The sequence below is a fragment of the Parvibaculum sp. genome (assembly GCF_039680535.1).
In the GTDB taxonomy this organism is placed as follows: Bacteria; Pseudomonadota; Alphaproteobacteria; order Parvibaculales; family Parvibaculaceae; genus Parvibaculum.
In genome coordinates this window covers 520,879-538,619 of record NZ_JBDKSS010000013.1, presented here as the reverse complement: position 1 = coordinate 538,619, position 17,741 = coordinate 520,879, and the positions used below count along the sequence as shown (strand labels likewise).

Below are 17,741 nucleotides of genomic sequence, written 5' to 3'. Positions count from 1 at the left end.
ACTTACGCTGCCGCGAGCGACGCCTTGGCTTCCGCGAAGGCCCAGTCGAGCCAGGGCATCAGCGCCGTCATGTCGGCAACTTCGATCGTCGCGCCCGCCCAGATGCGAAGGCCGGCCGGAGCATCGCGATAGCCCGCGATGTCGTTGGCGACGCCTTCCTTGTCGAGCATGTCGGCGATCTTCTTGGCGAAGGCAACCTGATCGTCCTCGGACATAGCCGTGATCGCCGGATCGACGATCTTGATGCAGACCGATGTGTTCGAGCGCGTCGCCACATCTTCCGCGAGGAAGTCCACCCAGGGCGTGCGCTGCACCCACTCGGCGATGACGGCCGTGTTCGCATCGGCGCGTCCGATCAGCGACTTCAGGCCGCCGATCGATTCCGCCCAGTTCAGCGCATCGAGATAGTCCTCGACGCAGAGCATGGACGGCGTGTTGATCGTTTCGCCCTTGAAGATGCCGTCGATGAGCTTGCCGCCCTTGGTCATGCGGAAGATCTTCGGCAGCGGCCATTCGGGCTTGTAGGTTTCGAGGCGTTCGACGGCGCGCGGGCTGAGGATCAGCATGCCATGGGCCGCTTCGCCGCCCAGCGCCTTCTGCCAGGAGAAGGTGACGACATCGAGCTTGGCCCAGGGAAGATCCTGCGCGAAAGCAGCGGACGTCGCGTCGCAGATCGTCAGGCCTTCACGGTCGGCAGCAATCCAGTCGCCATTCGGCGAGCGTACGCCCGAGGTCGTGCCGTTCCAGGTGAAGACGACGTCGTTCTTGAAGTTCACTTCGGCGAGATTCGGAATCTTGCCGTAATCGGCCTTCAGCGTGCGCACGTCCTTCAGCTTGAGCTGCTTGACGACGTCCGTGACCCAGCCTTCGCCGAAGCTCTCCCAGGTCAGCATGTCGACGCCGCGCGCGCCGAGCAGCGACCAGAGCGCCATTTCGACCGCGCCGGTGTCCGACGCCGGCACGATGCCGATCTTGTAGTCGGCGGGAACGCCGAGAATTGTGCGGGTTTTCTCGATGGCCTCGACGAGGCGCGCCTTGCCCGGCTTCGAGCGATGGCTCCGGCCGACAAGCGCTTTTTCGAGATTTTTGAGGGACCAGCCCGGGCGCTTGGCGCAGGGACCGGAGGAGAAATGCGGATTGGCCGGACGTGCGGCCGGACGCTCAGTGGCGGTCATTTTTGACTACCCTTCCAGATAGATGCCTCCCGGTGGGGGGAGGTGGCCCGGCGCCGATATAGGCCCGTGAAGGGATGCCTGTCAAATGACGTTTTGGCGCGGGCGCCACCCTCACCCCAGCCACAAGCCGGGGCCCGTCCTCGCCGGGAACGCGGGGAGGGAAGACGGGTACCGGCCCAGGGGCGTAGCCGGCATGAGGTTGGCGGGGGCGCCTCGTCTCGTCCTCGCGGCTGCAAGGACGAATGGAAATCCTGTTGCCTCTCAGAAGGCAAAAGCGGCAGCGACGCTCGCGACCATCAATGTCGATGCACTGCCCGCGAAGACGCGCATCGACCGCGCATTGCGGATGAAGTTGCGGACAGCTTCGCCGCCGAGTCCCCATAGCGTGGTGGCGATCACCATCAGCAGCAGCGAAATGCCGCCGAGCCAGATCGCCTGCGGCACATAGGGCGCTGCGGGCGCAATGAACGCCGTAAAGACCATGACGTTCTGCACATAGGCCTTCGGATTCACGGGGTGGAGCAGCAGCCCCGCCCAGAATGACGGCGGCGCGTCATGCTCTGCCCCTCCGAAGCCTGCGCGGGCAAGCCGCCATGCGAGCCAGCAGATGTAGAAGAAGCCCGCGACCTTCATGACGAGAAAGAGCAACGGCGCCGAGGCGAGAAGCGCGCCGAGGCCCATCGCGCCCGCACCGATGACGACAGCTCCGCCAAGCCAGATGCCGGCGAGATAAGGCAGGGCGCGCGCGATGCCCATCGACGCGCCAACCGACAGACAGCTCAGATTTGCCGGGCCGGGCGTCAGGCTCATCGTCGCAATGAAGACGGAACCAAGCGCAAGAGGTTCGAGCGGCATGACACCCTCAGATTTCTATTTCGCCGTTGAGATAGTCCACACAGCGGCCGCGAATGATGACGCGCTCGCCGGCATCGGTGCACCAGAGCGTTCCGCCGCGCTTCGATATCTGGCGCGCGGTGAGATCGCTGCGACCAAGCTTCTTCGCCCAGTAGGGAACGCTGGTGCAATGCGCCGAACCCGTCACCGGGTCTTCGTCGATGCCATGCGCGGGCGCGAAGAAGCGCGAGACGAAATCATAGCCCGAGCCTTGATCGGCGGGCGCCGTGCAGATGAGGCCTGCATTGCCCTGCGCGATGAGTACCTGCTTCAGCGCTGAAAAATCGGGCGCGAGGGCCGCGACCTCCGCCGCGCTGCCGAACAGCGCCAGAATGTGCGAGGTCTTGGCATAGACGATCGCCTTAGCGCCGAGCGCGCGAGCAAGCCCCTCGGGCTCAGGCATCGGCTTGGCGGCGGCGGCCGGAAAATCCATGGCGAGAATGTTTCCCTCGCGCTTCACCGTCAGGCGGCCGCTGCGGGTCTCGAAATAGATGGATGGCGCCGCGCAACCGAACCTTGTGAAGATCACATGCGCGGTCGCAAGCGTCGCGTGGCCGCAGAGATCGACCTCGACCGTGGGCGTGAACCAGCGCAGCCGGAAGCCGCCATTTTCGGGAGAAAAGAAAGCCGTCTCGGCCAGATTGTTCTCCACCGCGATAGCCTGCAGCGTTGCGTCTTCCGGCCAGGCATCGAGCGGCACCACGGCCGCCGGGTTCCCTTCGAAGGGCTTGTCGGCAAAAGCATCGACCTGAAAGAGCTGCGCTTTCATCTCTGTCTCCATATTGTATCGGTACAATTTGACCGCAAATGTGCTTTTGTTTGTCGTTTTTTTCTGTATTGTACCCGTCACGCGCACTCTATTCCGACAATGTTCGGATTCAATTGTTTTATTGTGACCATGACATTTTCACTGACCGACCTTCTGAAGGAACAGCGCCCCGGCCCCCGCTATCGGGTCATGGCCGATCTGATCGCCGAGGCAATCGCCGACGGGCGGCTCGCTCCCGGCGCCCGGTTGCCCGCATTGCGCGATATCGCCTATGAGCTGGGCGTCACCGTAGGCACCGTCGCCAGAGCCTATTCGCAGGCCGCGAGTCGCGGCCTCGTCGCGGGCGAGGTCGGACGAGGCACCTATGTGCTGGCGCGAACGCCGCGCGAGCCCATGGATGGAGTCGGATCGGCCTCGTTTCATGCAGCGATAGAAGGCGCGGAAGTGCCGATGAAGGCGGCGCTCGCCGCCCCCGTCGGCCAGACGGAAATCATGAGCGCGACGCTGCGCAGTCTTCTCGACGAGTTGCCGAAACGCGAAGGCCCTTCGATCTTCAACACCTATCTCGCGCCGGGCGGCACGGAAGACGAGCGCGAGGCGGCGGCGCGCTGGCTTGCCTATGGCGCTTTTGCGCCCTCGCCCGAGCGGATGCTTCTCTGTTCAGGCACTCAGCAGGCAATCCTGACCTCGCTGCTCACGGCCTGCGAACCCGGCGATCTCGTGCTCACGGAGGCGCTCACCTATCACGCCATGATCGCGCAAGCCTCGCTGATGGGGTTCCGCATCGCGCCGGTGGACCTCGACGCGGAAGGCATTCTGCCCGAGGCGCTGGAACGCGCGATCATCGAGCAGAAACCGCGGGCCATCTTCCTTGTGCCGACGATCCACAATCCGACGACGTCGATCATGGGCGAGGCGCGACGTATCAGAATTGCAGAGATCGCGCGGACCCATGGCGTCGCCGTGATCGAGGACGACATCTACGGCACACTGGTCGGAGACCGCCCCGCCCCCATCGCTCATTATTATCCCGATGGCACCTATTATGCGACGAGCCTTGCGAAGTCGCTCGGCTGCGGCCTCCGCGTCGGCTACCTGATCCCTCCGGCCGACAAGCTCGACCGCGCGCGGGCGATCCTGCATGGACAGGGGCAGACCGTGCCGCCGCTCTCGGCAGAACTCGCAACATCGCTGATCGTAAACGGGGCCGCAGACAAGCTTGTCGCCGCGCAGCGAACCGAAATGGCCGCGCGTCATGCCATCGCGCTCGAACTTCTCGGGACCAGGGACATGCGCCACCACCCGGCTGCGCTCTTTGTCTGGCTGCGTCTCCCGGAGGCATGGCGCGCTCACGCCTTTGTCGAGGCGGCGCGGCAGCGCGGCGTCGCCCTCGCCGCGGGCGAGGACTTCATGGTGGGCAGGCCCGATCGCGCGGCGCGGCATGTGCGCATCGCACTCGGGCAGGCGCAGAGCCGCGAAGCGCTGCGCCACGGTCTTTCCGTAATCGCGGCCCTCATTGACAGCGCACCGGCCGAGATTTCCGCTCTCGCTTGAACGGACAAAGCTGAACTCGTCCGTTCACCGATGAATCACACATCCTGAATTCAGGCGTGTGTGCGAGACTCCTGTGGATAAGTTTTCCGGCTGCGTGTTAACGTGAAGGCCGGAGGACAAGTCAATGGGAGCTACGTTTCGCAGAACGCCTACTCTCTTCCTTCGTCCGGCATGGCCCGACGAAGGACCAGCCCTGTCTGCGCTCGCAATGAAAGCGAAGGCGCAATGGGGTTATGACGAGGATTTCATGGCGCGTTGCCGCGCCGAACTCACGGTCACGCCCTGGCGCATCGGCTCCGAGCATTTTCGCGTCGCGCAATGCGGCCAGAAGATCGCCGGCTTCTCCTGTGTGAAGGTGCATGAAGCGAAGGCGCTTCTGGAACACCTTGTCGTCGATCCCGATTTCGCGCATCTCGGCGTCGGGCACAGGTTGATGTCCGATCTTCTCGAACATGCGCGACGGCACGGCATCCGCCTCGTTCATGTCGAAGCGGACCCGAACGCGGCCGGATTTTATGAGCGCGAAGGATTCCGGCAGCGCGGCCACGTCCCGTCCGGATCGATTGCCGGAAGAAAGCTGCCGCTGATGGAGCTGCGGTTCTAGAACCGGCTATTGCTCGTATTCATCCTCATCGAGCGATTGAACCGTCCAGGCATGGTTGAGAGGCCCGTGGCCCTTGCCAAAGCCCGGCGCGGTGAGGATCGCCATGTGCACGTAGTCGCGCGCCGCTTCGACTGCCTCGCGCAACTCCGCGCCCTGCGCGAGGAACGCCGAAATGGCGGAAGCCAGCGTGCAGCCTGTGCCATGCGTGTGCGGCGTGTCGATGCGCGGCGAGGACATGACCTCGATCGTGTCTTCCATCGCCAGCACGTCGAAGATCGTTTCACCCGGAATATGACCGCCCTTGATGAGCACGGCTTCGCAGCCGAGCCCGATCAGCGCATCGGCGGCTGCCTTCTGGTCCTCAAGCGTCTCGATGCGCCGGCCGGTGAGCGCTGAAGCCTCCGGCGCATTGGGCGTGATGAGGGTCGCGAGCGGAATGAGCGCGCGCTTCAACGCAACCACGGCGTCGGCCTGAAGCAGCGTCGCGCCGCCCTTGGCGATCATCACCGGGTCGACGACGAGCGCGGCGCTGGGCGCGCGCAGGCCGATCTCCTCGGCAACCATTTCGATGACCGCGGCGGAATGCAGCATGCCGGTCTTGACCGCGTCGGCGCCAATGTCGTCGAGCACCACGCGGATCTGATCGCGCACGATGTCGAGCGGCACTTCATGGATGGCGTGTACGCCGAGCGTGTCCTGAACTGTGATCGCCGTGATCGCGGTCGCGGCAAACCCGCCAAGCGCCGTCACCGTCTTGATGTCAGCCTGAATGCCCGCACCGCCGCCGGAGTCCGAGCCCGCGATGATGAAGACACGGCCCTGATCGTCGCCGCTCATGCCGCGTGGCTCTCGATGACGGAAACGATGTCGTTGACGACGGCTTTGACCAGCGAGGCGTCATCGCCCTCGGCCATCACGCGGATCAGCGGCTCGGTGCCCGATTTGCGGATGACGAGACGGCCCTTCTGGCCGAGCCGCGCCTCGCCTTCGCGGATCGCCTCGACGACCTCTTTCTCGTCCAGCGGCTCGCCGCGCTTGAACCGCACATTCTTCAGAAGCTGCGGCAGCGGATCGAAGAGATGGCAGAGCTTCGAGACAGGCGCATTGCCCGTCTTGAGCACGGCAAGCACCTGAAGCGCCGCGATGAGCCCGTCGCCCGTGGTCGAGAAATCCTTCAGCACGATATGGCCCGACTGCTCGCCGCCGACATTGTATCCATGCTGGCGCATGTAATCGACGACGTAACGGTCGCCAACCTGCGTACGCGCAAGGCCGAGACCCAGCGAGGCGAGATAGCGCTCCAGGCCGAGATTGGACATGACCGTCGCGACAATGCCCGGCGCGGAGAGCTTCTCCGCTTCCTTCCAGGAGCGCGCCACGAGACCCATGATCTGGTCGCCGTCGATGATGTGGCCGTTCTCGTCGCAGATGATGACGCGGTCGGCGTCTCCATCGAGCGCGATGCCGATATCGGCACGGCGCTCGCGCACGGTGGCGCACATACGCTCCGGCGAGGTGGAGCCGCATTCGTCATTGATGTTGAAGCCGTTGGGCTCCGTTCCGATGGCGACGACATCGGCGCCGAGTTCCCAGAGCACGGCGGGCGCGACCTTGTAGGCGGCGCCATTCGCGCAATCGATGACGATGCGCAGGCCGTCGAGCGTCAGGTCCTTCGGGAATGTGTGCTTGGTGTGCTCGATATAGCGGGCCTGCGCGTCGTCGATGCGCTTGGCCCGGCCGAGTTCGCGGGGCCCAGCCAGATTGTCGGCGAGCCCGTTATCCATGTAGTGCTCGATTTCGAGCTCCACCTCGTCGGAGAGCTTGAAGCCATCGGGCCCGAAAAGCTTGATGCCGTTGTCTTCGAACGAATTATGCGACGCGGAAATCATCACGCCGAGATCGGCGCGGAGCGAACGCGTGAGCATGGCCACGGCGGGCGTCGGCAGCGGGCCGAAGAGAAACACATCCATGCCCATGGAGGTGAAGCCGGCAGTCAGCGCCGGTTCGAGCATATAGCCCGAGAGCCGCGTGTCTTTGCCGATCACGACGCGATGCTGATGTTCGCCGCGTCGGAAAACGCGCCCGGCGGCCATGCCGACCCTGAGCGCCGTCTCGGCGGTCATCGCGCCCTGGTTTGCAGTTCCGCGAATGCCGTCGGTTCCGAAGTATTTACGCGACATGAAAGATCTTTTCCCGGTTTGTCTCAAAATCGACCGCACCCTTTGGGCACGGCCTTCCCCTCCCAAGGCGCGCAGCAAATATAGGGCCTTATGGTTTTGACGCAGTTAACGATTTCTTGCGAAATCTTTCAGCGCGGCGGCAACGGCCAGCGCATCCTTGAGGGGCGCGGCCTCATGCGTACGAATGAAATCGGCCCCTTTCATGGCAGCAATGAGTTCGGCGGCGAGCGTGGCCGCCCCGACCTCGCCCGGCCCCCTGCCCGTCACCGCGCGAAGGAATGACTTCCGCGATACGCCGACGAGAAGCGGCAGGCCGAAACGGCCCTTGATCTCGCCGAGCCGCGCCAGCACGTCGAAGGAGGTTTGCGGCGACGATCCGAGGAAAAAGCCCATGCCGGGATCGAGCACGATGCGCGCGCGGTTCACGCCCGCCGCTTCGAGGGCGGAAAGCCGCTCGTCGAAGAAGCTGCAGATATGGCCGACAATGTCGCCCTCCGGCGCCTCGCGGCGATCGGCCTGCCCCTGCTGGATCGAATACATGACGATGAGCTTCGCGTCGGACGCCGCGAGCGCGGGATAGATCGAGGGTTCGGGAAAACCCCTGATGTCGTTCAGCCAACCAACGCCGCGCGAGAGCGCATAGGCCTGCGTCTCCGGCAGATAGCTGTCGACCGAGATCTCGATACCGTCGGCCAGCAATGCATCGAGCACGGGCGCGAGGCGCCTGATCTCTTCTTCCGCCGAAACCGACGTCGCATCGGGGTTGCTGGAAGCAGGACCGAGATCGACAACGTCGGCACCCTCGGCGACGAGCTTCCGCGCCTGCGCGATGGCGGCATCGGGGGCGAGGAACTGGCCCCCGTCGGAGAACGAGTCCGACGTGATGTTGACGATGCCGAGAATTCCGGGAACCGCGCTCTTCATCGGCACGTTCTAGCAGGCCGACGATAAAAATGGGAGACCGAAGCCCCCCTTTATCCGTCACGCGCCTTGGGTGATCCCGTCCGGCGCCTTCCGCGCGCGCGGGCGCCGCTGGAACGGCAGCATGAACACCCGCCAATATTGCTCGGAGCGCGGATAAAGCGTCGGATCGTCGACGCCGATCCGCTCGGGCAACCGACCCGGCCTGTAGACGAAAGTGCCAAACACGATGTCCCAGAACGGCGTCACGACGCCGTAATTCTTGCTCTCCTTCGGGTCCGCGCTGTGGTGGAAGCGGTGCAACTCGGTCGAGGTGAAAAAGTAATTCAGGAACCCTGCCCGCACGTCGAGATTGAAGTGCGAGAAGAGCCCGCCGACCGCCGTTATGACGGCGTAGATAAAGATCGCTTCGGCATTGAAGCCGAGAAGCTTGACGAGACCGATGTTCAGCGCCTGCCGGACGATGAGATCGTTCAAGGGGTGCCCCGCCGGATGCATCAGTACATAGACGCGGTCGGGCAAGTGATGCGCCGCATGAACGCGCCACATGAAACCGCCGAGCGGCCATGACGTCTCGTGCATCCAGCGATGTACCCAGTACTGCAAGAAATCGAAGATCAGAATGGCGAGCGGCACGGCCATGTAGAGCGGCAGCCAGGCGAAAGGCCCGTGCCCCGGCCCCGCGACATAGATGGCGATAAGCCCGCCGACATAGCTCGCGACGAAGCCGCCCGTGATTCCGGCGGCAATGTATTTGAGGTCGCGGCCGAACGACCCGAGGGTCATGCGCCATTCGGTCTTCGCCGGAAAGATCGCCTCGATAACGATCAGCGTCAGCGCCACCGTGGCGATGATCGCGCCCGTCGCCGTGCCGAGGTTCCAGCCGTTCCGGATCGCGAGAAGCGCGACGCCGATCGCGCCGAAGAAGAAGACCGGATAGAGGAACCGCGAAATCAGAAACTCGATCCGTGCCGGAGATTTCTCAGCCGCGTGCATGGTTCTCTCCTCTCGGTTCGAGTGCGGGCCAGAAGGCGTCGATCGCGGCGAGCGCGCGCGCGTTTCCGCTCGCCTTGTCGTAAATGCCCAGATGTTCGAAGAGCGCGACGCTATGAAGCGCGAGGACGATGAGATCGGCGCTCGCTTGCGGATCGGGACAATGGATGCGGCCGGCGCGCGCCTCGGATCGAAGCCAGACTTCAAGCGCGCGGATGATCCTGTTGCCCGGATTGTCCTCGCCATGCGCGCGCGCCGCCTCCTCGAGCCGGATGCCCGGATGCGACATGAGCACGAGGGCGGTCCCGATCACCTCGCGAAAATAAACGAGCGCGCCGCGCGCGATACTGGCAAGCGCGGCTCGCGGCTCGCCGGCCTCCGCCGTGGCGCGGGTCACGAGATCCTCGGCTGCAAAAGGCGGCGGCATCATCGCCGCGAAGAAGAGCTTGTCGCGTGTGCCGAAGCGTTGAAAGAGTGCCGCTTCCGAAATGCCGGCACGGCCGGCGATCTCCTTCGCCGCGCCAACGACCCCGCGCTCGCGGAACACGTCGCGCGCGGTCAGCAGCAGCTCCTTGTCCTCGATTTTCTTACGGCGTCCCATGATGTCCGATAATTTATTTGTGAGTACAAACTTATAATTGAAAACAGCCGCCATGTCGAGGTACACACGCCTCTAAAGCCGACAAACGAATGGATACGGAAAGGCGGATCAGCCCGCGGAAGTCGGCGCCTTCGGCCCGGTGACGGGTGCGTCGAGCCCGACGCCCATGACGCAGCGCACGAGCTGGTCGATGAAGATATCGAGTTCGCGCCGGCCCGCGCCCGCGAACTGCATCAGCGCCACCGTATGGCCGCCGCCGTTATAGAGACGCGCGGCGGCCTTCACGTTGAGCTTTTCGGAAATGACGCCCTCCCGTTTGCCACGGGCGAGAACCTTCTGGGCCATGGCATGAAGCTGGTCGAGCACCTCCATGTAATGAGGCCAGACATCGGCGCGCACGCCGGTGCTCCAGTCGAGCCAGACCTTGATGAGATCGGGCTGTTCGATGGCCGCATTGGCGAAACGCCGCGCAAGCGTCATCAGCGCCTCATAGACCGTCTTCTTTCCTTCGAGCGACTCCGCGCTGGCGGCAAGGAGATAGTTCTCGACCACGCCCAGCACGGCGGCGACGAGATCCTCGCGTGTGCGGAAATAGGAATGAACCGCCGAGACGGAAACGCCGGCCCGCTCCGCCACATGGGAATGGGTGGCGCGGGCGACGCCATGCTCGGCGAATGCGGCAACTGCACAGACGAGAAGCTGCGCCCGGCGCTCCTCCGGCAGAAGGCGGGTCCGCGGTTTCGAGCGGTTTTGCGGTTTCCCGGATTTTGGCGTCACGCGGTGAACTTTCGACTCAAAGGGCTGAAACTGGACCGGAGTATAGGCGGAAAGCCGGTTTTGCGGGAGCGCGGCCAATGCCCGCAACAGAAATCTTGACTCCACGCCCCCTTGCTATTGATACTTTACTCAATAGCGGGCCGGACGGGAGCTGGCCCCCAGAACCCAGGAGGAAAACCATGGCCGTAGCCGCGCAAGCGGCGGGGGGCGTTTATGCCCTGCCGCTCGACAAGATCGATGTGAGCAATCCGGACCTCTACCAGAACGATACGATCGAGGCCTATTTCAAGCGCCTGCGCGCCGAAGACCCGGTTCATTACTGCGCGGAAAGCGCCTATGGCCCCTACTGGTCGATCACGAAATATGACGACATCATGCATGTCGACACCAACCATCAGATCTTTTCCTCGGAAGCGGGTCTTGGCGGCATCGTCATCGACGACTCGCTCCAGAACGGCGGCGGCGAGGAAGGCGGCATCAGCTTCTCGAACTTCATCTCCATGGACCCGCCGCGCCATGACGAGCAGCGCAAGACCGTGAGCCCCATCGTCGCGCCGAGCAATCTTGCGAAGCTCGAAGGCACGATCCGCGAGCGCGTCTGCCGCGTTCTCGACAATCTGCCGGTCGGCGAGGACTTCAACTGGGTCGATCGCGTGTCGATCGAACTCACGACGCAGATGCTGGCGACGCTGTTCGACTTCCCCTTCGAGGAACGCCGCAAGCTGACGCGCTGGTCGGACGTTGCGACGGCGGCTCCAGGCAGCGGCATCGTCGATAGCTGGGAACAGCGCACACAGGAGCTCATGGAATGCGCGGTCTATTTCCAGAACCTCTGGAACGAACGCGTCAATTCGAACGAGCCCGGCTCCGACCTCATCACCATGCTCGCCCATTCGCCCGCGACGCGTAACATGCCGCCGCAGGAGTTCCTCGGTAACATCCTGCTGCTGATCGTCGGCGGCAACGACACGACGCGCAACTCGATGACGGGTGGCGTGCTCGCCTTCCACAAGAATCCCGGCGAGTTTGCGAAGCTTCAGGCAAACCACGCGCTCGTCGACAGCGCCGTGCCGGAAATCATCCGCTGGCAGACGCCGCTGCCGCATATGCGGCGCACCGCGCTGAGCGACACGGAACTCGGCGGAAAGACGATCCGCAAGGGCGACAAGGTCGTGATGTGGTACCTCTCGGGCAATCGCGACGAGACGGCGATCGAGCGGCCCGACGACTTCATCATCGACCGCCCGCGTCCGCGCCAGCATCTCTCCTTCGGCTTCGGCATTCATCGCTGCGTGGGCAACCGCCTCGCCGAATTGCAGCTTCGCATCCTGTGGGAAGAGATCCTCAAGCGCTTCAGCCGCATCGAAGTTCTGGCCGAGCCCGAGCGCGTCCGCTCCAACTTCGTGCGCGGCTACGCAGCGCTGCCCGTCCGTGTCCACGTCTGACGAAAAGAGGAAAAACAAGAATGACAAAAGTCAGCTTTGTCGAAGTCACCGGAAAGACATACGCGGTCGAGGCCGATAGCGGCATCTCGGCGATGGAAGCGGCGGTGAGGAACAGCGTGCCGGGCATCGACGGCGATTGCGGCGGCGCAGCCGCCTGCGCGACCTGCCATGTCTATGTCGATCCAGCCTGGCTCGCAAAAACCGGCACCGCAGGCGAAGGCATGGAGAAGGACATGCTCGAATTCGCCGAGGATGTCCGCGAGAACAGCCGCCTCGCCTGCCAGATCAAACTCACAAGCGAACTCGACGGACTGGTTCTGAGACTGCCGGAGAAGCAGCACTGAACCTGACGACGCGCTGAATCGGGAGACGCCGAGGAGAAAGGGAGGCTCATTGAGCCTCCCTTTTTTATTCCCAATCTCCGGTTTCAGGCACCGTGCTCAATGACAACCTTGCCGACATGCGTGCCGGAAGCGAAATAGCACAGCGCTTCCGCTCACTCTTCGCGCCCGAGCCAATTGAAAACGAGGCCCGCGAGCGCCGCGCCCAAAACAGGCGCAGCCCAGAAGAGCCAGAGCTGACCGATGGCATCGCCGCCGACGAAAAGCGCCGGGCCGGTGCTTCGCGCCGGATTGACCGATGTGTTCGTCACCGGAATGCTGATGAGATGGATAAGCGTCAGCGCGAGGCCGATCGGAATGCCCGCAAAGCCCGCAGGCGCGCGCTTGTGCGTTGCGCCGAGAATGACGATCAGGAAACCGAAGGTCAGCACTACTTCAGTGATCATTGCAGATTTGAGGTCATATCCGCCCGGCGAGTGGGGCCCGTAACCATTGGCGGCAAGCCCGTTGACGGCGATGTCATAACCCGGTTTGCCCGTGGCGATGACATAGAGAACACCGGCCGCAGCGATCGCACCCAGAACCTGCACGACGATATAGGGCAGAAGATCCCTCGCCGGAAGCCGTCCGCCCACGACAAGGCCGACGCTCACCGCCGGATTGAAATGAGCTCCGGAAATGTGACCCAGCGCGAAAACCATGGTGAGAACGGTGAGGCCGAAAGCGAGCGCGACGCCCGCAAAGCCGATGCCGAGTCCCGGAAATCCGGCAGCCAGTACAGCGCTGCCGCACCCGCCGAAGACGAGCCAGAATGTGCCGATGAACTCCGCGGATAGGCGCTTGCTTAGTGACATGCGGTTGCTCCCCTAAAAAAGCCCCGGCCGACCCCTCCCGGAATCGGATGCCCTACCAAAACACTACACCATCGCGGCCAATCAAAAAGGGAGGCCGTTGGGCCTCCCTTTGATGTTGTGCAGCGCTCGCCATCAGGCGCCGTGCGGTTCGGGCGTTGCACCCGGACCGGGTTCCGCCGGGCGTCCCGTCGAGGGAACGGAGGACACAGGCCCGCCATCCGCCTTCACCGGCTCGCCCATATTGCGCACCGGCGGCTCGCCCTTGAGCAGGCCCTTGATCTCGTCGCCCGAGAGCGTCTCGTATTCGAGCAGGCCCTTGGCGATGGTGTGCAGCTGGTCGAGGTGATCGGTGATGATCTGCTTCGCCGTCGAATAGCCTTCTTCGACGATGCGGCGCACTTCGCTGTCGATGGCCCTTTGCGTCTCTTCCGACATGTTCTGCTGGCGCGAGACGGAGTGGCCGAGGAACACTTCTTCCTCGTTCTCGTGATAGGCGAGCGGCCCGAGCTTGTCGCTCATGCCCCAACGCGTGACCATGGCCTTGGCCATCTTGGTCGCCATCGAGATGTCGGAGGAAGCACCCGAAGTCACCTTGTCATGACCGAAGATCACTTCTTCCGCGATGCGTCCGCCCATGGCGACGGCAAGGTCGGCCTTGAGCTTCTCGCGCGTTACCGAGAGCTGGTCGCGCTCAGGCAGGCGCATGACCATGCCCAGCGCGCGGCCGCGCGGAATGATCGTCGCCTTGTGAATCGCATCCGACGCCGGAAGGTTCATCGCCACGAGCGCGTGCCCGCCTTCGTGATAAGCGGTGAGACGCTTCTCTTCCTCGGACATGACCATGGAGCGGCGCTCGGCGCCCATCATCACCTTGTCCTTGGCGTCTTCGAAGTCGGCCATGGTGACGAGACGCTTGCCGCGCCGCGCCGCCATCAGCGCCGCTTCGTTGACGAGGTTCGCAAGGTCGGCGCCGGAGAAGCCGGGCGTGCCCCGCGCAAGCGTGCGCGGCTCGACGTCGGGCGCCAACGGCACCTTCTTCATGTGAACCTTGAGGATCTTTTCGCGGCCGACGACATCCGGGTTCGGCACAACGACCTGACGGTCGAAGCGGCCCGGACGCAGCAGCGCGGGATCGAGAACATCGGGGCGGTTCGTCGCCGCGATGAGGATGATGCCCTCATTCGGTTCGAAACCATCCATCTCGACCAGCAACTGGTTCAGCGTCTGCTCGCGCTCATCATTGCCGCCGCCGAGACCGGCGCCGCGATGACGGCCCACCGCATCGATTTCGTCGATGAAGATGATGCAGGGCGCATTCTTCTTCGCCTGCTCGAACATGTCGCGCACGCGGCTCGCGCCGACGCCGACGAACATTTCAACGAAGTCGGAACCCGAGATGGTGAAGAAGGGAACATTCGCTTCGCCGGCGATGGCGCGCGCCAGCAGCGTCTTGCCGGTGCCGGGCGGGCCGACGAGCAGCACGCCCTTGGGAATGCGTCCGCCGAGGCGCTGGAACTTCGCGGGGTCGCGCAGGAATTCCACGATCTCGGTGAGGTCGTCCTTCGCTTCGTCGATGCCGGCGACATCGTCAAACGTGACGCGGCCATGGCGCTCGGTCAGCAGCTTCGCCTTGGACTTGCCGAAGCCCATGGCCTTGCCGCCGCCGCCCTGCATCTGGCGCATGAAGAAAATCCACACGCCGATGAGCAGCAGCATCGGGAACCAGGAAACGAGCGCACTGACGAACCAGGGAACGCTCTCCTCGGCCGGCTTCGCCGTGATCTGCACGCCCTTGTCGTAGAGGCGGTTCACAAGCGAGGGATCTGCGGGCGCGTAGGTCCGGAAGGCGCGGCCATCCGTGTAGTGGCCCGAAATGTTTTCACCCGCAATGGTCACGTCGCGGATGTTCCCGCCATCCACTTCGGAAAGCAGACGCGAGAAGTTGATGTCGGTGGAGGCGCTCTGCTGGACCGGGCTCTGGAAGAAATTGAAGAGCACAACCAGAAGCAGTCCGATGACCACCCACAGCGCTAGATTCTTGTAATTGGACAACGGCTTGACCTTTTGTCACCTGACGGCATTCGAGTAAGGCATCTCAAGCAGGCACCGTGCCAGACGGCGCGGTTCGGCTGTTCCCGCTCTTGAGGCCTTCTAATCTATTGGAAGATAGGGACCTTCCAAGGGTTTACCAAGAGCAGTTTCCCTCAATCGAACCCCTCAAGTGTCGCATCGGGGCGTAAAGGCCGGGTTACGGTGACTGAAACAGCCCTGATTTGACGAGTCGCAGGCGTGTCTCCAGCCCGGCAGGGCCGATCCCGATATGGGGCACGGCAAGCAGGCTCTTGGCCTTCCACAGAGCCGGCAGGCCCGGGAGCGCGGCCTTGGGTGTCCCGGCCGGCAGCAAGGCCTCCTTTTTCAGGATCGTCGTCCCCTCGGCGCCGAGAGCCCGCCACTCGGCCTGCGCTGCGCCGCGCGGCAGCGCGAGAAGCGTGATCTCGAACCGTCCATCCCAGATGGCGCTCTCGTGTGGCTTCAGGCGAAGTGACGGAGCCTTCGCCGCCAACGCGACTTCGCGCACGGCGAGAAGCCTGCCTCCATCGAGTAGAAGCTTGCAGCCGTGCAGCGTTCGCGCGCCCTGGCCAGCGCCCAGTGCCGCATGAAGTGCCGCGCGAAGAGCAGACAACGCATCGAAGCGCGGCGCGTAATCCGCGCCGCTGACGCATTTCAGAATTTCCGCCAGCGCCCGAAACGAAATTTCCTCGGGCGCCTCCAGAAGCGCCGCTGCATCGGCTTCGACATATCCTTCGGGCGCAAGCCGGGCATGAGAGGCAAGCAATGCGCGCGTCTGCGCCTCCAGCGCGCTCCGCGCCCGCGCCATGTTTGCCGCCGTGTCGGCCAGGCGCTCCGGGCCGAGGCCAAGGGCTTCAAGCTCCTTCAACATGCGCCGGACCTTCACGCGATCGAAGCGCGGGTTCTCGTTGCTCGGATCCTGAATGGCGACAAGCCCCGCCTTGCCGAGCGTCGCCGCCAGACGCGCGCGGGAAAAACCGAGCAACGGACGCAGCAGGCGAATGCCGGGCGCGCCGGGCATGTCGCGCGCAGGCGCCATGGCCGCGAGCCCATCGACGCCGCTGCCTCGCGCGAGCCTCAGCAGAAAGGTCTCTGCCTGATCGTCCCGATGGTGCGCGACGAGAATATCTTCGACGCCTTCCGCCCGCGCCGCCTCCGCGAGAAGGCGGTAGCGGGCGGCGCGCGCCGCCGCCTGTATGCCCGCTGCCGGCTTCTCACCCTTCCAGACGAGGATGCGATGGTCGACGCCAAGCGATTTCGCCATGCGCGCGGCGAGCCGCGCCTCCGCCGCCGACTCGGGCCGCAATCCATGATCGACCGTGAACGCCAGAAGCCGCACGCGAGGACGCCGCTTCGCCCAGCGCGCCGCGAGGAAAAGCAGCGCCAGCGAATCGGGACCGCCCGACAGCGCGACCGCGAGCCCATGCGATGGCGCGAGCGCAGCCATGCTCGCGGCAAATTCCGCCGCGCTCACGGGAGATTCGGAAGATGTGCGTAGAGCGCTCATGCGCCGATCATGGCGCGGGTGCGCGCGGAAGGCCAAGCCCGATCAGCAACCGGCCTTCTGACGCTCCTGCTTCGCTCGCGCGACGATGGCGGGCGCGGCTTGCGGGAACTGTTCCTTCAACTGACCGAAGGTCGCGCAGGCCGCATCTTTCTGGCCGAGCTGGTTCAGCGTCATGCCGAGCTTCAGCAGGCTGTCCGGCGCCTTCGGGCTCTTCGAATAGGTCGTATAGCCCTTGAGGAAGCTGTCGGCGGCGTCCTTGTACTGGCCCTGCACGTAATAGGTCTCGCCGAGCCAATATTGCGCATTGCCGGCCAGCGAGTCCTTGGGATGCTCGTCAAGGAACTGTTTCAGCGTGTCGCGAGCCTGCGGAAACTGCCCGCGCTTCAGAAGGTCGATGGCGAAATCATATTGAACCTGCGGCGTCCCGTTGGGGAGGACGGCGGTCGGCGCGGCGGCGGCCTGAGTCGCCGGGGCAGCGGCGCCGGGAGGCGTCAGCTGCCTCGGCGCACTCGCGCCTGCGGGGGCGGTATCGTCATTCATGATGGGACCGGTCGCTGGCGCTGCCGCCGCACCCTGCCCGGCGGCGGGAGCAGCAGCGCCACCACCCTGACGCAAATCCTGAAAGCGCAAATCGACATCGGCCTTGAAGGTCTGCAGATCCTGCGACGTCTGGTCGATGCGGTGGCTCAATTCCTCAACGCGGCCGGTGAGCGTGCGAATCTGGTCTTCGATGTCGTTGAGCCTGACCGAAACGTCCGCCGAGGGAGCACCGCCACCGCCGGCGCCGCCCGATTCGCTTTCGCCGGAATAACCGCCGCCCTGCATGTCGTTGACGGAGCGCTCCAGCCTGTCGAGCCGGTTGTTGACCGCGCGCAGGTCCGAATCATCGGCCGCGGCGCTCAGGGGCGCCAGAACGGGGAGTCCAACAAGGGTGGTCAAACCCGCCATGACGAGGAAGTTCGCTTTTGTCACCTGATCCGCCTCAAGAGGTTTCGGACAATAGGAGGTCGCGCCTCTTATGAAGAGCCTACACGCGAGCCATCGTAACGAGAACTG

17 protein-coding genes are annotated in these 17,741 nt (G+C 64.1%); 4 read left to right on the top strand and 13 right to left on the bottom strand.

Features of this window, described 5'->3' with window-relative positions; translation table 11 throughout:
• Positions 1-2: 2 nt before the first annotated feature.
• From ABFC66_RS09600 to ABFC66_RS09590, 3 genes are all read right to left on the bottom strand, one after another.
• Positions 3-1,175, bottom strand: a complete 1,173-nt coding sequence (locus tag ABFC66_RS09600) for a phosphoserine transaminase (RefSeq protein WP_346740726.1) — start codon at positions 1,173-1,175, stop codon at positions 3-5.
• Between the two features lie 261 nt (positions 1,176-1,436).
• Positions 1,437-2,030 (bottom strand): LysE family translocator, encoded by a 594-nt coding sequence (locus ABFC66_RS09595; protein WP_346740725.1) that lies wholly within the window; start codon positions 2,028-2,030, stop codon positions 1,437-1,439.
• A gap of 7 nt (positions 2,031-2,037) precedes the next feature.
• A complete protein-coding gene (locus tag ABFC66_RS09590; protein ID WP_346740724.1) occupies positions 2,038-2,838 on the bottom strand; it encodes a PhzF family phenazine biosynthesis protein in 801 nt (266 codons plus the stop codon).
• Between the two features lie 129 nt (positions 2,839-2,967).
• Here ABFC66_RS09590 and ABFC66_RS09585 point away from each other — a divergent pair, with 129 nt between their 5' ends.
• Complete coding sequence (locus ABFC66_RS09585) at positions 2,968-4,392, top strand: PLP-dependent aminotransferase family protein (protein ID WP_346740723.1); 1,425 nt, start codon at positions 2,968-2,970, stop codon at positions 4,390-4,392.
• A 208-nt stretch (positions 4,393-4,600) separates the two neighbouring features.
• Entirely contained in the window at positions 4,601-4,996 is a 396-nt protein-coding gene (locus tag ABFC66_RS09580; protein WP_346740722.1) for a GNAT family N-acetyltransferase, read from the top strand.
• Positions 4,997-5,002: 6 nt separating this feature from the next.
• Here ABFC66_RS09580 and thiD read toward each other — a convergent pair whose 3' ends face one another.
• The 6 genes from thiD to ABFC66_RS09550 all read right to left on the bottom strand — a co-directional run bounded on the left by thiD (position 5,003) and on the right by ABFC66_RS09550 (position 10,468).
• Positions 5,003-5,833 carry a bifunctional hydroxymethylpyrimidine kinase/phosphomethylpyrimidine kinase gene (gene thiD / locus ABFC66_RS09575; protein WP_346740721.1) on the bottom strand — a complete coding sequence of 277 codons (831 nt, stop codon included), beginning with the start codon at positions 5,831-5,833 and terminating at the stop codon, positions 5,003-5,005.
• Positions 5,830-7,176 carry a phosphoglucosamine mutase gene (glmM, locus tag ABFC66_RS09570; protein ID WP_346740720.1) on the bottom strand — a complete coding sequence of 449 codons (1,347 nt, stop codon included), beginning with the start codon at positions 7,174-7,176 and terminating at the stop codon, positions 5,830-5,832. The genes thiD and glmM overlap by 4 nt, the downstream gene beginning before the upstream one ends.
• 105 nt (positions 7,177-7,281) lie before the next feature.
• Positions 7,282-8,100, bottom strand: a complete 819-nt coding sequence (gene folP / locus ABFC66_RS09565) for a dihydropteroate synthase (RefSeq protein WP_346740719.1) — start codon at positions 8,098-8,100, stop codon at positions 7,282-7,284.
• Positions 8,101-8,157: 57 nt separating this feature from the next.
• Positions 8,158-9,093, bottom strand: a complete 936-nt coding sequence (locus ABFC66_RS09560; protein ID WP_346740718.1) for a sterol desaturase family protein — start codon at positions 9,091-9,093, stop codon at positions 8,158-8,160.
• On the bottom strand, positions 9,080-9,691 hold the full coding sequence (locus ABFC66_RS09555; RefSeq protein WP_346740717.1) for a TetR/AcrR family transcriptional regulator: 612 nt from the start codon (positions 9,689-9,691) through the stop codon (positions 9,080-9,082). Before ABFC66_RS09555 ends, ABFC66_RS09560 begins: the two co-directional genes overlap by 14 nt.
• A gap of 108 nt (positions 9,692-9,799) precedes the next feature.
• Positions 9,800-10,468, bottom strand: coding sequence for a TetR/AcrR family transcriptional regulator (locus ABFC66_RS09550; protein ID WP_346740716.1), 669 nt, complete (start codon positions 10,466-10,468; stop codon positions 9,800-9,802).
• A gap of 179 nt (positions 10,469-10,647) precedes the next feature.
• Here ABFC66_RS09550 and ABFC66_RS09545 point away from each other — a divergent pair, with 179 nt between their 5' ends.
• Positions 10,648-11,913, top strand: a complete 1,266-nt coding sequence (locus ABFC66_RS09545) for a cytochrome P450 (RefSeq protein ID WP_346740715.1) — start codon at positions 10,648-10,650, stop codon at positions 11,911-11,913.
• A gap of 20 nt (positions 11,914-11,933) precedes the next feature.
• On the top strand, positions 11,934-12,257 hold the full coding sequence (locus ABFC66_RS09540; protein ID WP_346740714.1) for a 2Fe-2S iron-sulfur cluster-binding protein: 324 nt from the start codon (positions 11,934-11,936) through the stop codon (positions 12,255-12,257).
• Positions 12,258-12,409: 152 nt separating this feature from the next.
• On the opposite strand, the gene aqpZ is transcribed toward ABFC66_RS09540, so the two are convergent.
• From aqpZ to ybgF, 4 genes are all read right to left on the bottom strand, one after another.
• Positions 12,410-13,108 carry an aquaporin Z gene (gene aqpZ, locus ABFC66_RS09535; protein WP_346740713.1) on the bottom strand — a complete coding sequence of 233 codons (699 nt, stop codon included), beginning with the start codon at positions 13,106-13,108 and terminating at the stop codon, positions 12,410-12,412.
• Positions 13,109-13,240: 132 nt separating this feature from the next.
• Positions 13,241-15,160: an ATP-dependent zinc metalloprotease FtsH gene (ftsH, locus tag ABFC66_RS09530; protein ID WP_346740712.1), complete on the bottom strand. Its 1,920-nt coding sequence runs from the start codon at positions 15,158-15,160 to the stop codon at positions 13,241-13,243.
• Between the two features lie 196 nt (positions 15,161-15,356).
• Positions 15,357-16,685, bottom strand: coding sequence for a tRNA lysidine(34) synthetase TilS (gene tilS / locus ABFC66_RS09525; RefSeq protein ID WP_346740711.1), 1,329 nt, complete (start codon positions 16,683-16,685; stop codon positions 15,357-15,359).
• A 42-nt stretch (positions 16,686-16,727) separates the two neighbouring features.
• Entirely contained in the window at positions 16,728-17,657 is a 930-nt protein-coding gene (gene ybgF / locus ABFC66_RS09520; RefSeq protein WP_346740710.1) for a tol-pal system protein YbgF, read from the bottom strand.
• Between the last annotated feature and the right edge of the window lie 84 nt (positions 17,658-17,741).

What these genes read in the sequence shown, in the direction of transcription:
- aqpZ (WP_346740713.1), bottom strand. Translation starts at nt 13,108, where the DNA reads ATGTCACTAAGCAAGCGCCTATCCGCGGAGTTCATCGGCACATTCTGG.
- thiD (WP_346740721.1), bottom strand. Translation starts at nt 5,833, where the DNA reads ATGAGCGGCGACGATCAGGGCCGTGTCTTCATCATCGCGGGCTCGGAC.
- folP (WP_346740719.1), bottom strand. Translation starts at nt 8,100, where the DNA reads ATGAAGAGCGCGGTTCCCGGAATTCTCGGCATCGTCAACATCACGTCG.
- ABFC66_RS09545 (WP_346740715.1), top strand. Translation starts at nt 10,648, where the DNA reads ATGGCCGTAGCCGCGCAAGCGGCGGGGGGCGTTTATGCCCTGCCGCTC.
- ABFC66_RS09590 (WP_346740724.1), bottom strand. Translation starts at nt 2,838, where the DNA reads ATGAAAGCGCAGCTCTTTCAGGTCGATGCTTTTGCCGACAAGCCCTTC.
- glmM (WP_346740720.1), bottom strand. Translation starts at nt 7,176, where the DNA reads ATGTCGCGTAAATACTTCGGAACCGACGGCATTCGCGGAACTGCAAAC.
- ABFC66_RS09555 (WP_346740717.1), bottom strand. Translation starts at nt 9,691, where the DNA reads ATGGGACGCCGTAAGAAAATCGAGGACAAGGAGCTGCTGCTGACCGCG.
- ABFC66_RS09600 (WP_346740726.1), bottom strand. Translation starts at nt 1,175, where the DNA reads ATGACCGCCACTGAGCGTCCGGCCGCACGTCCGGCCAATCCGCATTTC.
- ABFC66_RS09585 (WP_346740723.1), top strand. Translation starts at nt 2,968, where the DNA reads ATGACATTTTCACTGACCGACCTTCTGAAGGAACAGCGCCCCGGCCCC.
- tilS (WP_346740711.1), bottom strand. Translation starts at nt 16,685, where the DNA reads ATGAGCGCTCTACGCACATCTTCCGAATCTCCCGTGAGCGCGGCGGAA.
- ABFC66_RS09595 (WP_346740725.1), bottom strand. Translation starts at nt 2,030, where the DNA reads ATGCCGCTCGAACCTCTTGCGCTTGGTTCCGTCTTCATTGCGACGATG.
- ABFC66_RS09560 (WP_346740718.1), bottom strand. Translation starts at nt 9,093, where the DNA reads ATGCACGCGGCTGAGAAATCTCCGGCACGGATCGAGTTTCTGATTTCG.
- ABFC66_RS09580 (WP_346740722.1), top strand. Translation starts at nt 4,601, where the DNA reads ATGAAAGCGAAGGCGCAATGGGGTTATGACGAGGATTTCATGGCGCGT.
- ABFC66_RS09540 (WP_346740714.1), top strand. Translation starts at nt 11,934, where the DNA reads ATGACAAAAGTCAGCTTTGTCGAAGTCACCGGAAAGACATACGCGGTC.